The following is a 13,956-nucleotide window of genomic DNA, read 5'->3' as shown; positions in this document are numbered from 1 at the left end:
CTTTGCTGTTTTTAATCGGGTAAATAAACTACTAAAGATTTCCGACCATGAAGAACTTACAATCAGGATTGCTTTATTCCCTGACCGGTGCCGCTGCTGTGGCATCCCTGTCATCCTGTTCTTCCCAGAAGAAGGCTGAAGAACAGAAACAATATAACATCGTATACATCATGACGGATGACCACACAGCCCAGATGATGAGCTGTTATGATCACCGTTATATGGAAACACCGAACCTGGATCGCATTGCTGCCGATGGAGTGCGCTTTACAAACAGTTTTGTTGCCAACTCACTGAGCGGACCCAGCCGTGCCTGCATGATTACCGGCAAGCACAGTTGTGCCAATAAATTCTATGACAATACCACTTGCGTGTTCGACGCTTCACAGCAAACATTCCCCAAACTGTTGCAGAAAGCCGGTTACGAAACAGCCCTCATTGGCAAATGGCATCTCGAAAGCCTACCTACTGGTTTCAACTATTGGGAGATTGTCCCCGGGCAGGGCGACTACTACAACCCGGACTTCATTACCCAGAATAATGATACGATACAGAAACATGGTTATGTAACGAACCTCATCACCGATGATGCCATCAACTGGATGGAAAATCAGCGGGATAAGGACAAACCATTCTGTATCCTGATTCATCACAAGGCCATCCATCGCAACTGGTTGGCAGATACCTGCAATCTGGCACTTTATGAGGATAAAACTTTCCCGTTGCCGGACAACTTCTTTGACGATTATGAAGGACGTCCTGCTGCTGCGGCACAGGAGATGAGCATCGTGAAAGATATGGATATGATTTACGACCTCAAGATGCTGCGCCCGGACAAGCAAAGCCGGTTGAAGTCCATGTACGAGAAATACATCGGCCGCATGGACGAAGGACAGCGTGCCGCATGGGATAAATTCTATGGGCCTATCATTGATGATTTCTATAAGAAGAATCCGCAAGGCAAAGAACTTGCCAACTGGAAGTTCCAGCGCTATATACGCGACTATATGAAAACCGTGAAATCTTTGGACGACAACGTAGGCCGTGTGCTGGATTATCTGAAAGAAAAAGGACTGGAAGACAATACGCTCGTGGTTTACACCTCCGATCAGGGCTTCTATATGGGCGAACATGGCTGGTTCGACAAGCGCTTCATGTACGAAGAGTCCATGCGTACCCCGTTGATTATGCGCCTGCCGAAAGATTTCCAGCGCAAGGGAGATATTGATGAAATGGTACAGAACATTGACTACGCACCCACCTTCCTGGAACTTGCCGGAGTGGAAGTGCCGGAAGATATTCAGGGCGTTTCCCTAGTGCCACTGCTGAAAGGCGAAAAACCAGCCGACTGGCGGAAGGCTTTGTACTATCACTTCTATGAATATCCTGCCGAGCATATGGTGAAACGACATTACGGAGTGCGCACCGACCGTTATAAACTGATTCATTTTTATAATGATATTGATGTATGGGAACTGTATGACTTGCAAGCCGACCCCACCGAGATGCGCAACATTTACGGACAACCGGGAACGGAAGATATAACCAAAGAACTGAAAGTACAACTGAGTGCATTGCAAGAGCAATACAATGACCCTGTACGCTTTTCGCCCGAGAGAGACAAAGAGTGAATTTTAATAGTTAATGAAAAGATCTTATGAGATATATTTATACACTGGTATGTTGCCTGCTTTTGGCAGTGACCGGCATTCAGGCTGATAACTTGACACAACCCGTTTCTTTAGTTCCCTGCCCGGTCAGTATAGTGCCGGGCACGGGTAACTTTCATTTTTCTGCAAAGACAACCTTTGCTGTGGAGAATGAAGCACAGGCGGCAGAAGTGCGTCAGCTTACAGCACTTTTCGCCCGTGCGGCAGGATTTACTCCCCGAATAAAGGTGGGGAATAAGAAAGGAGATATCTGCCTGGTGACGGATACCACTTTGAAGAATGAATCCTATAAACTGGAGATTACATCCAAAAGAATCACAATCCATGCTGCCGACGTGCAAGGCTTCTTCTATGCTTTGCAAAGCATCCGTCAATTGCTGCCCGCCGCCATCGAAGGCGGACAAGTGGTGGCAGACATCGACTGGATAGTTCCGGCAGTCACCATCACCGACCAGCCCCGTTTCGGTTATCGTGGATTGTTGGTGGATGTGGCACGGTTCTTCTCCCCTAAGGAAAACCTGTTGCGTATCATCGACTGCATGGCAATGCTGAAACTGAATAAGCTGCATTTCCATCTGACGGATGATAACGGCTGGCGTATTGAAATCAAGAAATATCCCGAACTTACGGAGATAGGTTCCCGCCGTGTGGACCGTCCCGGAAAGAGTTTCCCCGACCGTCGCAATCCTCGTCAGGGTGAACCTACGGTAGAAAAGGGATACTATACACAGGATGAGATTCGTGAGATAGTGGCCTATGCGCAGGAACGCCACATCGAAGTGATTCCTGAAATAGAAATGCCCGCACACAGCAATGCCGCACTGGCTGCCTATCCCTTACTGGCATGCCCGGTGGTGAATAAGTATATCGGCGTGCTGCCCGGTCTGGGCGGAGAGAATGCTGATGTCATCTTCTGTGCCGGAAATGACAGTGTGTTCACTTTCCTACAAGATGTACTGGATGAAGTGCTCGAACTTTTCCCTTCAAAGTATATCCATTTGGGTGGCGATGAGGCGCGGAAGACACACTGGGAAGTGTGTCCGTTGTGTCAGGCGCGGATGGAGCAGGAGAAACTGGCAAATGAAGAAGAACTGCAAGGCTACTTCATGGGCCGCGTGGCTCGCTATGTGCAGAGCAAAGGCCGTGAGGTGATAGGTTGGGACGAACTGACCAACGCTACTATTCCCGATGATTTCATCATCTTGGGTTGGCAGAAGTATGGCGAGGCTGCGGTGAAGGCTGCCGAACTGGGCCATCGTTTCATCATGACACCTGCGCGGATCATGTATCTTATCCGCTACCAAGGGCCTCAATGGTTTGAGCCGTTGACGTATTTCGGAAACAATACTTTGAAAGACGTGTACGACTACGAACCGGTACAAAAAGACTGGTCGCAGCATACTGTTTCCCTGCTGATGGGCGTGCAGGCCTGCATGTGGACGGAGTTTTGCAACGCTCCTGAGGATGTGGATTATCTGCTCTTCCCCCGCTTGTCCGCATTGGCCGAAGTGGCTTGGACGAAGCCGGAGCGTAAAAATTGGAAGTCTTATCTGACAGCTATGGATCGTTTCAACGAACATCTGGCTGCGAAAGGCATTGTTTATGCCCGTTCCATGTACAACATCCAGCAGACGGTGACACCGAAGAACGGGCGTCTTGAAGTGAAGTTGGATTGCATCCGTCCGGATGTGGAAGTGCGCTACACGATGGATGGCAGTCTGCCGACGGCACAATCTACCCTCTATACCAAGCCATTGATGCTCACAGCTACGAAAACAATTAAAGCCGCCACTTTTGCCGCCGGAAAGCAAATGGGGCAGACGCTGGAACTGCCTGTTGTGTGGAATCCGGCAACGGCAAAAACGATAAAGAGTGTAGGCGCCGACAACATCGGTTTGCTGGTAAACGGCGTGCGTGGAAGTCTGAAATATACCGACTCCGAATGGTGCTCGTGGATGAAGAACGATACCGTTTCCTTCACCCTCGACCTGAAGAAGCCCGAAGCTGTGAACCGACTGACGTTGGGTTCCATCACCAATTACGGTATGGCGGCACATAAACCTGCAAAGATAGAAGTGCTGATTTCGGTAGATAATAAAGACTACCACAAGGTAGGGGAACAAACCTATACGAAGAATGCAATCTTCCGCGAAGGTACTTTCCGCGAGGATATTCCGTTTGAGATAGGAGAGAAGGCACGCTACATCCGCATCGTGGCGTACGGGGCAGGTGATTGTCCTTTCACCCATGTACGTCCGGGGCAGGAAGCCCGTATCTATTTCGACGAAGTCATAGTGGAATAAGGACCGGCAAAGCTATAAGAATAGAACGCATTACTAATAGAAACGCAGTTCAATAAAGCAGTAGTATCTTAATAGAAACGCAGATATGATAAAGAATATACTTTTGAGTTTGATAGCCATCTGTTCCTTTTCTGTTGCCATGATGGCGCAGCCGGAGTGGCAGAGTCAGTACGCCATCGGAAAGAATAAACTGGCACCGCACGCCTACGTATGGCCCTACGAAACGACGGATGCCCTGCGTAGTGGCAACTATGAACAATCACCTTTTTATATGAGCCTGAACGGCAAGTGGAAATTCAATTGGGTGAAGAATCCCGACCGCCGACCGAAAGACTTCTATAAACCCTCCTTCTATACCGGTGGTTGGGCGGACATCGAAGTGCCCGGAAACTGGGAACGTCAGGGATATGGTACGGCTATCTACGTGAACGAAACCTATGAATTCGACGATCCCCTATTCAACTTCAAGAAGAATCCGCCGTTGGTTCCTTACGAAGCGAATGAAGTAGGCTCCTATCGTCGCACCTTCACCCTGCCTGCCGACTGGAAAGACCGTCGCATAGTGATTTGCTGCGAAGGTGTTATCTCTTTCTACTACATCTGGGTGAACGGTCATCAGTTAGGTTACAACCAGGGCTCAAAGACTCCTGCCGAGTGGGACATCACCGACTATGTCAAAGAGGGTGAGAACACTGTGGCGCTCGAAGTGTATCGCTGGAGTGCCGGTTCCTATCTGGAATGTCAGGATATGTGGCGGTTGAGCGGTATTGAGCGCGATGTCTATCTTTACAGTACTCCCCGCCAGTTCATCTCCGATTATAAAGTGATTTCTTCTCTGGATAAACAGACGTATAAAGAAGGAATTTTTGCTCTTGAAGCCACTATTGAGGGGGCGGCAAACGGTGCATCCACTTTGGAATATACGCTGGAAGATGCTTCCGGAAAAACTATATTGAAAAAAGAAACGCCGATAAAGAACCGTGGTTTGAGTAATTTTATTACTTTTGACGAACAGACTCTTCCGGACGTGAAACGTTGGAGTGCAGAGCATCCCGACCTTTACTCACTGACATTAGCCTTGAAGAACGACGCCGGGCAAGTGACGCATCTGACAGGGTGTAACGTCGGCTTCCGCACTTCCGAAATTAAGGACGGACGCTTCTGTATCAACGGTGTGCCCGTGTTGGTGAAAGGTGCCAACCGCCACGAACACTCCCAGTTGGGACGTACAGTCAGTAAAGAATTGATGGAAGAAGATATCCGTCTGATGAAACAACATAACCTGAATACAGTGCGCAATTCGCATTATCCCACCCACCCGTATTGGTATCAGCTTTGCGACCGCTACGGACTTTATGTGATAGATGAAGCAAACATCGAATCGCACGGTATGGGATATGGCCCTGCATCATTGGCAAAGGACAGCACTTGGCTGCCTGCCCACATGGACCGCACCAGGCGCATGTACGAGCGTGCCAAGAATCATCCCGCCATCGTCATTTGGTCATTGGGCAACGAAGCGGGCAACGGAATCAACTTCGAACGGACGTATGACTATATGAAATCCATCGAAACCACTCGCCCCATCCAGTACGAGCGTGCCGAGCAGAACTACAACACTGATATCTACTGCCGTATGTACCGCAGCGTAGAAGAACTCCTTGCTTATGTCCGCCAGACAGAACCGAAAGTATATCGCCCTTTCATCATGACTGAGTACCTGCACGCTATGGGCAATAGTTGTGGCGGCTTGCGCGAATACATGGAAGTCTTCGAAACGGAACCCATCGTTCAGGGCGGTTGCATCTGGGATTGGGTAGATCAGTCTTTCCGCGAAATAGATGCCGATGGTCGCTGGTACTGGACCTATGGCGGCGATTACGGTCCCAAGAACATCCCCAGCTTCGGCAACTTCTGCTGCAATGGATTGGTGAATGCTGTTCGTGAACCGCATCCGCATTTGCTTGAAGTGAAGAAAGCCTATCAATATATTAAAGCGAACTTGGTAGATAGTAAAAAACTAACCCTAAGTATCAAGAACTGGTACGACTTCACCAACCTCAACGTTTACACGCTGCATTGGCAGGTGGTTGGCGACAATGGTAAAGTGATTGCCGACGGCACGCGTCAGGTAGAGGCTGCCCCGCATGCTACGGTGGAAGTGACACTGGGTGCCGTGCATCTCCCTTCCGATGTCCGCGAAGCCTGGCTCAATCTGAGTTGGACACCCGCTGAGGCTGCTCCGTTCATTGGCACGGATTATGAAGTGGCTTATGACCAGTTCGTTCTTACTGGAAACCGGAACTACCGTGCCCCCGAGGCAAAACTCTCCGGTAAAGTGGAGATGGATATTGATCCGGAAACGGGAGCGTTACGCTCCTATATCTATAAAGGTGAAGAAATGCTGGCTTCCCCCGTTGTGCTGAGCCTTTACCGTCCGGTGACGGATAATGACAATCGTGAAAAGGTGGGTGGTGCCAAAGCTTGGAAGAAAGCCGGACTGGATAAACTGACACAACACGCCCTTTCCGTCAAGACTTCCGTCCGTGGTGGACGCAGTGAAGTAGAATTGCTGAATGCCCGTGGTGAGAAAGTAGGTATTGCCTCCTTCATTTATACAATGAAGAAAGACGGCATGCTGGAGGTGCAGACACATTTTGTTCCTGATACTGATGTTATTACCTCGTTGGCACGCGTTGGGCTTGCTTTTGAGATGCCTGATACCTATAGCCGGGTTACCTATCTGGGACGCGGGGAGCATGAAACGTATATCGACCGTAATGAATCGGGGCGCATCGGCATTTATCATACGGATGTAGAGCGCATGTTCCATTATTATGTCCGTCCACAGGCCACGGGAAACCGTACGGATGTTCGCTGGATGCAACTTGCCGATGAAGCGGGCGAGGGGCTGGCTTTCCATTCCGACACTCCATTCCAGTTCAGTGTCATTCCTTTCACGGATGAATGTCTGGATGCGGCGACACATATCAATCAGTTGCGGCGTGAAGGAGTTGTGACCGTGCATCTGGATGCTATGCAGGCAGGTGTGGGTACGGCTACTTGCGGTCCCGGCGTACTGCCTCAGTATCGGGTGCCTGTGCAGGAATACGCATTCCGGTTTGCAATCCGCCCATTGAAGTAATACCAAAATAATAATAACGACTATGAAACAGCTTGCACTACCCTTTTTATTCGCCCTTGCATCCCTCACTGGATTGCACGCGCAGGAAACTTATTATGAAAAGCATGTCGCTTTTCCCGCCAATGCCACTGCCGGAGAAAAGCTGGATATAGCCTCCCGTTTGGTTCCCACTCCCCAGCAGTTGGAGTGGCAACAAATGGAACTGACTGCTTTCCTGCACTTCGGCGTGAATACTTTCACCGGTCGTGAATGGGGTGATGGAACAGAAGATCCCGCCATTTTTAATCCTACGGCATTGGATTGCGAGCAATGGGTGCGCACACTCAAAGAAGCCGGTTTCAAGATGGCTCTCATCACGGCGAAGCATCACGATGGCTTCTGCCTTTGGCCTACGAAGACCACCCGTCACTCCGTAGTCTCTTCTCCTTGGAAGAACGGAAAAGGCGACGTTGTTCGCGAACTGCGTGATGCCTGCAAGAAGTATGGTGTCAAGTTCGGTGTCTACCTTTCCCCCTGGGATCGCAATGCCGACTGTTACGGTGACTCGCCCGCCTACAACCAGTTCTTTATTGAACAACTCACCGAGTTACTGACCAATTACGGTGAAGTGCACGAAGTCTGGTTTGATGGTGCCAATGGCGAAGGTCCCAATGGGAAGAAGCAAATCTACGATTGGGACGCTATACTGAAAACCATCCGCCGTCTGCAACCCAAAGCCGTCACTGCCATTATGGGTGACGATGTCCGCTGGGTAGGTAATGAAAAAGGCATTGGTCGTGAAACCGAGTGGAGCGCCACGGCTCTGACTCCGGGCATCTATCCCCGTTCCGGTGAACAGAACAAAAAACTAGGCATCTACGGAAAGGCTAAGGACTTGGGAGGACGTGATATCGTGGCTCGTGCTACCGAACTGTTCTGGTATCCTTCGGAAGTGGATGTTTCTATCCGTCCGGGCTGGTTTTATCATGCTGATCAGGATAAGCAGGTGAAGTCTTTAAATCATCTGACGGATATTTATTTCAAATCAGTAGGCTATAATTCCGTCCTTTTATTGAATATTCCGCCTGACCTTCGTGGGCTGATTAATGAGAGCGATGTGCAGCGGTTGAAAGAGTTTTCCGCTTATTTGAAGAAGACTTTTGCCCGCAACTATGTAGTAAAGGGAAACGAAGCGTGGCATGGAACTTCCGGTACAGTCCGTCAGTATGATGTGCAGAAAGATGCATTGGTGAATACTTTCATGATTCAGGAAGATATTTCCAAAGGCCAACGTATTGAGAGCTTCCTCGTCGAAGCTTACAAAGATGGCTCCTGGATTCATGTTGCCGAAGGTACTACAGTAGGGTATAAACGTCTTGTCCGTTTCTCCGATACTTGTCCGGAGCGTATCCGTGTGACAATCCGTTCCGCTCGTGGCATGGCTAATGTTTCTGCCGTAGGTCTGTTTTATGCCGAACCTCTTGCTGATAAGAGTGAGGAAGTACAGCTCACTGATATTCCTGTGGACGAATGGCAGGTGGTTGGTGGCAGCGAAGATTCCCGTCAGGCCATTGACGGAGACCGGAAAACTGTTTGGCGTGCTTCTGCTCTTACCCCTCTGGTAATAGACATGGGACATGAAGTTAAAGTGAATGGCTTCAGTTATGCTCCCTCTCTGGAGGAGGATTTAACGGGAACTATCTATAAATATGCCTTTTATGTCAGTCTCGACGGTCGGTCGTGGACTAAATGTGAGGCAAGCGGTGAGTTTAGTAACATCATGCACAACCCTGTACCTTACTTTGTACGGTTTGGCAAGACGTATCCCGCCCGTTACTTCAAACTGGAACCAGTGTCGGAGATTAATAATAAAAATGTTGTAACTATCGGTGAAGTCGGTATTCTGACAAAATAGCAAGTACTGGATTATCATTTATAAAACTTTTTTTTATTGCTAATGATGAAATATCCCCTTGTCTCTATAGCTGCTGCGGCATTGCTTTCTGGCAATGTCGCAGCCCAACAAAAGCCTAATATCATTCTCTTTCTGGTTGATGATATGGGGTGGCAGGATACATCCCTGCCGTTTTGGAAAGACACCACCGAACTGAATTGTACCTATGAGACACCCAATATGGAGCGTCTGGCAAAGAAAGGTGTCAGGTTCACGCACGCTTATGCATGCTCTATCAGCTCCCCTTCGCGCGTCAGTTTATTTACGGGAGCAAACGCCACCCAGCACAAAGTAACGAACTGGACGTTGAAGAAAGATACACCAACCGACCGAAAAAATGAAACGCTGGATTTTGAGGCGTGGAATTATAATGGTCTGTGTCCTGAACCCGGGTTGGAACATTCTTTTTATGCGAAGTGCCTGCCGCAATTGCTTCGTGAAAACGGATATACTACTATGATGGTAGGGAAAGCTCACTTCGGCTCAATGGACACGCCTGCTGCCGATCCTCTGACAATAGGTTTTGATTATAATATTGCCGGTCATGCCGCCGGTGCTATGGGAAGCTATCTGGGGGAAGAAGGTTACGGTGCTTCCGGTAAACCGGAATGGGCAGAGATATGGGCTGTGCCGGATTTGGAAAAGTATCATGGAACAGATACTTTCCTTACTGAGGCTTTGACGTTGGAGGCAAAAGGACTTATGGATAAAGCTCTTGACCAGTCCAAACCTTTTTTTCTGTATATGAGTCATTATGCCGTGCATGCGCCTTTCGGGACAGACAAGCGTTTCTATCAGAAGTATACGGATAAGGGTCTTTCGCATAAAGAGGCACAATATGCTGCCTTGGTGGAAGGCATGGACAAGAGCTTGGGAGATTTGATGGACTATGTAGACCGGAAAGGCATTGCAGATCATACAGTTATTATTTTCATGTCGGATAATGGTGGCTATACAATAGGCCGCGCGGATAAGAATGTCCCATTGAGTGAAGGAAAAGGTTCCTTGAAAGAAGGGGGTATCCGCGAACCGATGATCGTCTATTATCCGAATGTAACGGCTTCCTCAACTATAAATGATACACCGGTTATTATCGAAGATTTCTTTCCGACTTTGTTGGAAATAGCTGGAGTACGTGATTATCAAACCCCACAGCAAATTGACGGACATAGCTTTATGGCGCAGGTGAAGGGACAGACAGGAGAAAAAGAACGTGCTTTATTTTTCCATTATCCGAATAATTGGGGTGAAAGAGTACAGACGATTGGTGCTCCGCAAAGTGCCGTCGTGGAAGGTGACTGGAAATTAATTCATTATTACGAAACCGGCAGCAGTTGCCTGTACAACTTGAACGATGATATTTCCGAAAAGCAGGATTTGTCTGCACGCTATCCGGATAAAGTGAAAGAGTTGGCAAAGGTTTTGAGCGATTATCTGCGAATTCAACACGCCACTATGCCTGTTTTGAAGACTACCGGTAAGTTTGTTCCCTACCCTGATGGAGGGGAAGTAGAGAGAAAATTGCCGAAAGATGATGAAACATTGGTGTATGACAATCCGGGGGATGCACTGTACTTGAAGAAGGGAGATATGCATCCTAAAATGAAAGGATGGTCTTTTTATACAGCACATGAGTTTAATGATAAAGATACGAAAAAGGGACTACCGCTTGGCTTTATTGAGCATAGAGGTTTGCACATGTCACGAACGGCAAAGGTCGATAACCGGAAATGTTCAAAAGTAGAGGATGGAGTTTTGCGCATCTGGAGTGTAGAGGAGAAAGACTCGATAGACAACCGCTTCGGTAAGAAAGTGAAGTATTCCCACGGTTGTTATCGCACTTCACTTCCCGGTAGTAAGGAGTTCTGGTGTAACTTTACTGAAAATATGCGTATTGAGATACGTTTTAAACGTACTCCTTATGTCGGTTTCAATGATGCCCTCTGGTTTATGGGGAACAATAACCGTCCCTGGCCGAAAAATGGTGAAATTGATCTTCTGGAGAATCCCAAGAAGACATTGAATGATTGTGCTCATTTCACGCTTCATTCCGCTAACCACTATGCTGGTGTCGTAGGCGGTGGCGGTAGTGTCACTTCCTCCATCAATCTAGCCGATATGTCTCAATGGAATATCTATTGGCTGGAATGGTATCCCGACCGTATTGTAGGAGGTGTCAACGGACAAGCCTATTTTGAACATCGTAAAGGTGCTGATGGCAATACCGACTGGCCTTGGAGTGATCCGCTGGGCTTCTTCCTGATTTTCAGTACCGGTATCTCTACGAATCCGAATGCCTGGCCCGGCGCTATCATACCTTCCGAATGGAAGAAAGAAACGATGCCTGCCATGTATATTGATTGGATACGTGTCTACGTAAATGATGAGTATAAAGGAGAGAAAGCTCCGGCAGTGAAATACTATTGATTTATAAAAGTTCGCTTCATAAAAACAGATTTGGGCAGATTGGATATTACTCCAATCTGCCCATTTCCTTTCTGACACAACTAAAATCTAAGCTAAATCTACAAAATAGTAGATTATTTCTTATTTGTTTAAACAAAATCCTTCAACTCTTGTTGTAGCTTCTGACGGGTGAAGAAGATGCGGCTTTTCACTGTTCCCAGCGGCAATCCTAACTTCTCGGCGATTTCGCGGTATTTGAAACCGGAAACGTGCATGGAGAACGGAATTTTATATTCGCGGGGAAGTGCGTTAACTATGCGATGCATCTCTTTCAGGTCGTAAGCGCTTTCCGTGCATTCGAAGCCTGATTCTTGCGGCAGATTCAGATGATAGAGATTATCCGTCTGGTCTACAAAAGTTTGGTCACGTATCACCTTGCGGTAATTGTTAATAAAGATATTGCGCATGATGGTGTATGTCCATCCTTTAAAGTTGGTATCGGGTGCATATTTATCTTCGTTATCTAATATCTTTAACGAGGTTTCCTGGAGCAGATCATTGGCTTCTTCACGGTCGGAGGTAAGTTTGTATGCAAAGCGTAATAAATCGTCTTGTACTCCGAGCAAGTCTTTCTGGAATGTAATACTGTTATTGTTCATATCAATCTCCTTTTCTAATTATTCGTTCGTATTGTTTTGGTTTTGCAATTTTACGAAAGTTGTATCACTCTGGCAGACGGATTTCAGGTAATCTTTAGGGGGAAAACTATCAATTGATAGTTTTCGGGTGGTGTTTTGATAGTTTTCGGGTGGTGGCTGAACCCTATTTACTCATAAAAGATGAGGCGGAAAACTTTCTTCAAGCTTCCCGCCCCATTTCAATTACTGGTCTTTTGGAGTCTTAATTAAGAGACATCATTTATATAGTTAAGGAATAGGTTATCTAAAATCTTTCAGCTCTTGCTGCAACTTCTGGCGTGTGAAGAAGATGCGGCTCTTTACTGTTCCCAGTGGCAGTCCCAACTTCTCTGCAATTTCGCGGTACTTGAATCCGGATACGTGCATGGAGAATGGAATCTTATATTCACGTGGTAGTGCATTTACTACACGGTGCATCTCTTTCAGGTCATAAGCGCTTTCTGTGCTTTCGAAGCCTGAGTCCTGTGGCAGGTTCAGGTGATAGAGATTATCCGTCTTGTCAATGAAGGTCTGGTCGCGAACTACTTTGCGGTAGTTGTTGATGAATATATTGCGCATGATGGTATACATCCATCCTTTAAAATTAGTATCGGGTGCATATTTATCTTCGTTATCTAACGCCTTTATAGAGGTTTCCTGGAGCAAGTCGTTTGCTTCTTCACGGTCGGAGGTCAATTTGTATGCAAAGCGTAATAAGTCGTTTTGTACTCCGAGCAAATCTTTTTGAAATGTAATACTGTTCATAATCGTTCTCTCCTTTTTATTATAGTTATTCATTCGTTTTACTTTTGATGTTGCAATTTTACGAAAGTTAGCTCACTCCGACGGACGTATTTCAAGCAATCTTTAGGGCAAAAACTATCAATTGATAGTTTTTGGGCGTCTTTTGTTTGTTTTCGGGTGCAGTTTTCGACTATTTTATTGCGTATAATTAAAAAGATGAGTTAATTTTGCGCAATCATTTCATCTTAAAAAGAATGGCTGACGACTCTTTATTTTTGATTGATATTGATAAAGTGCTCCGGGAAAAGGCTCCGAAGTACTATAAGTATATCCCCAAGTTCGTAGTTTCTTATCTGAAAAGAATCGTTCATCAGGAAGAGCTGAATGTTTTCCTGTACGAGTCGAGAGATAAGATGGGCGTGGATTTCTTGAAAGCTTGTCTGGAATTTCTTGATGCCAACATAGTGGTAAAGGGAGAAGAAAACCTGCCGAAAGAAGGGCTATACACTTTTGTCTCCAATCATCCGTTGGGAGGCCAAGACGGTGTGGCTCTGGGTTATGTGCTGGGGTCTTTCTACAATGGTAAGGTGAAGTATATGGTCAATGACCTGCTGATGAACCTGCAAGGACTGGCTCCGCTTTGTATACCTATTAATAAGACGGGCAAACAGGCAAAAGACTTTCCGAGAATGGTGGAAGCCGGCTTTGCATCAAACGACCAGTTAATTATGTTCCCTGCCGGATTGTGCTCCCGTCGCCAGAATGGAGTGATCCGCGACTTGGACTGGAAAAAGACTTTCATTGTAAAGAGCGTGCAGGCCCAACGTGATGTAGTGCCCATCCATTTCGAAGGTCGTAATTCCAACTTTTTTTATAATTTGGCTAACGTTTGCAAATTCCTGGGCATCAAATTTAACATAGCCATGCTCTATCTTGCGGATGAGATGCTGAAGAACCGCCATAAAACGTTTACTGTCACCATAGGGAAACCCATACCCTGGCAGACTTTCGATAAATCGAAGACTGCTGCCGAATGGGCGGCTTATGTAAAAGACATCGTATATAAGTTATAGGGCGG

The 13,956-nt window shown here is 47.1% G+C and carries 8 protein-coding genes; 6 read left to right on the top strand and 2 right to left on the bottom strand.

Translation table 11 applies throughout. The annotated features are described in order from the left end of the window. Positions 1–47 precede the first annotated feature (47 nt). The 5 genes from HMPREF9447_RS10090 to HMPREF9447_RS10070 all read left to right on the top strand — a co-directional run bounded on the left by HMPREF9447_RS10090 (position 48) and on the right by HMPREF9447_RS10070 (position 11,478). Positions 48–1,631 carry a sulfatase family protein gene (locus HMPREF9447_RS10090; RefSeq protein ID WP_009129621.1) on the top strand — a complete coding sequence of 528 codons (1,584 nt, stop codon included), beginning with the start codon at positions 48–50 and terminating at the stop codon, positions 1,629–1,631. Positions 1,632–1,657: 26 nt separating this feature from the next. Beyond that, a complete protein-coding gene (locus tag HMPREF9447_RS10085; RefSeq protein ID WP_009129620.1) occupies positions 1,658–3,973 on the top strand; it encodes a glycoside hydrolase family 20 protein in 2,316 nt (771 codons plus the stop codon). A gap of 85 nt (positions 3,974–4,058) precedes the next feature. Next, positions 4,059–7,118, top strand: a complete 3,060-nt coding sequence (locus tag HMPREF9447_RS10080; RefSeq protein ID WP_009129619.1) for a glycoside hydrolase family 2 TIM barrel-domain containing protein — start codon at positions 4,059–4,061, stop codon at positions 7,116–7,118. A gap of 22 nt (positions 7,119–7,140) precedes the next feature. Beyond that, positions 7,141–9,012 (top strand): alpha-L-fucosidase, encoded by a 1,872-nt coding sequence (locus HMPREF9447_RS10075; protein ID WP_009129618.1) that lies wholly within the window; start codon positions 7,141–7,143, stop codon positions 9,010–9,012. 45 nt (positions 9,013–9,057) lie between these two features. Further along, positions 9,058–11,478 (top strand): sulfatase-like hydrolase/transferase, encoded by a 2,421-nt coding sequence (locus tag HMPREF9447_RS10070; RefSeq protein WP_044138121.1) that lies wholly within the window; start codon positions 9,058–9,060, stop codon positions 11,476–11,478. Between the two features lie 128 nt (positions 11,479–11,606). Here HMPREF9447_RS10070 and HMPREF9447_RS10065 read toward each other — a convergent pair whose 3' ends face one another. Beyond that, entirely contained in the window at positions 11,607–12,116 is a 510-nt protein-coding gene (locus HMPREF9447_RS10065; RefSeq protein ID WP_009129616.1) for an RNA polymerase sigma factor, read from the bottom strand. Positions 12,117–12,395: 279 nt separating this feature from the next. Next, positions 12,396–12,899, bottom strand: coding sequence for an RNA polymerase sigma factor (locus HMPREF9447_RS10060; RefSeq protein ID WP_009129615.1), 504 nt, complete (start codon positions 12,897–12,899; stop codon positions 12,396–12,398). A 233-nt stretch (positions 12,900–13,132) separates the two neighbouring features. Between HMPREF9447_RS10060 and HMPREF9447_RS10055 the strand changes: the two genes are divergently transcribed. Further along, complete coding sequence (locus tag HMPREF9447_RS10055; protein ID WP_044137975.1) at positions 13,133–13,951, top strand: 1-acyl-sn-glycerol-3-phosphate acyltransferase; 819 nt, start codon at positions 13,133–13,135, stop codon at positions 13,949–13,951. Positions 13,952–13,956 lie beyond the last annotated feature (5 nt).

Origin of the sequence: Bacteroides oleiciplenus YIT 12058, from assembly GCF_000315485.1 — a bacterium.
Classification (GTDB): Bacteria; Bacteroidota; Bacteroidia; order Bacteroidales; family Bacteroidaceae; genus Bacteroides; species Bacteroides oleiciplenus.
This window is presented reverse-complemented; position numbering and strand designations above follow the sequence as displayed.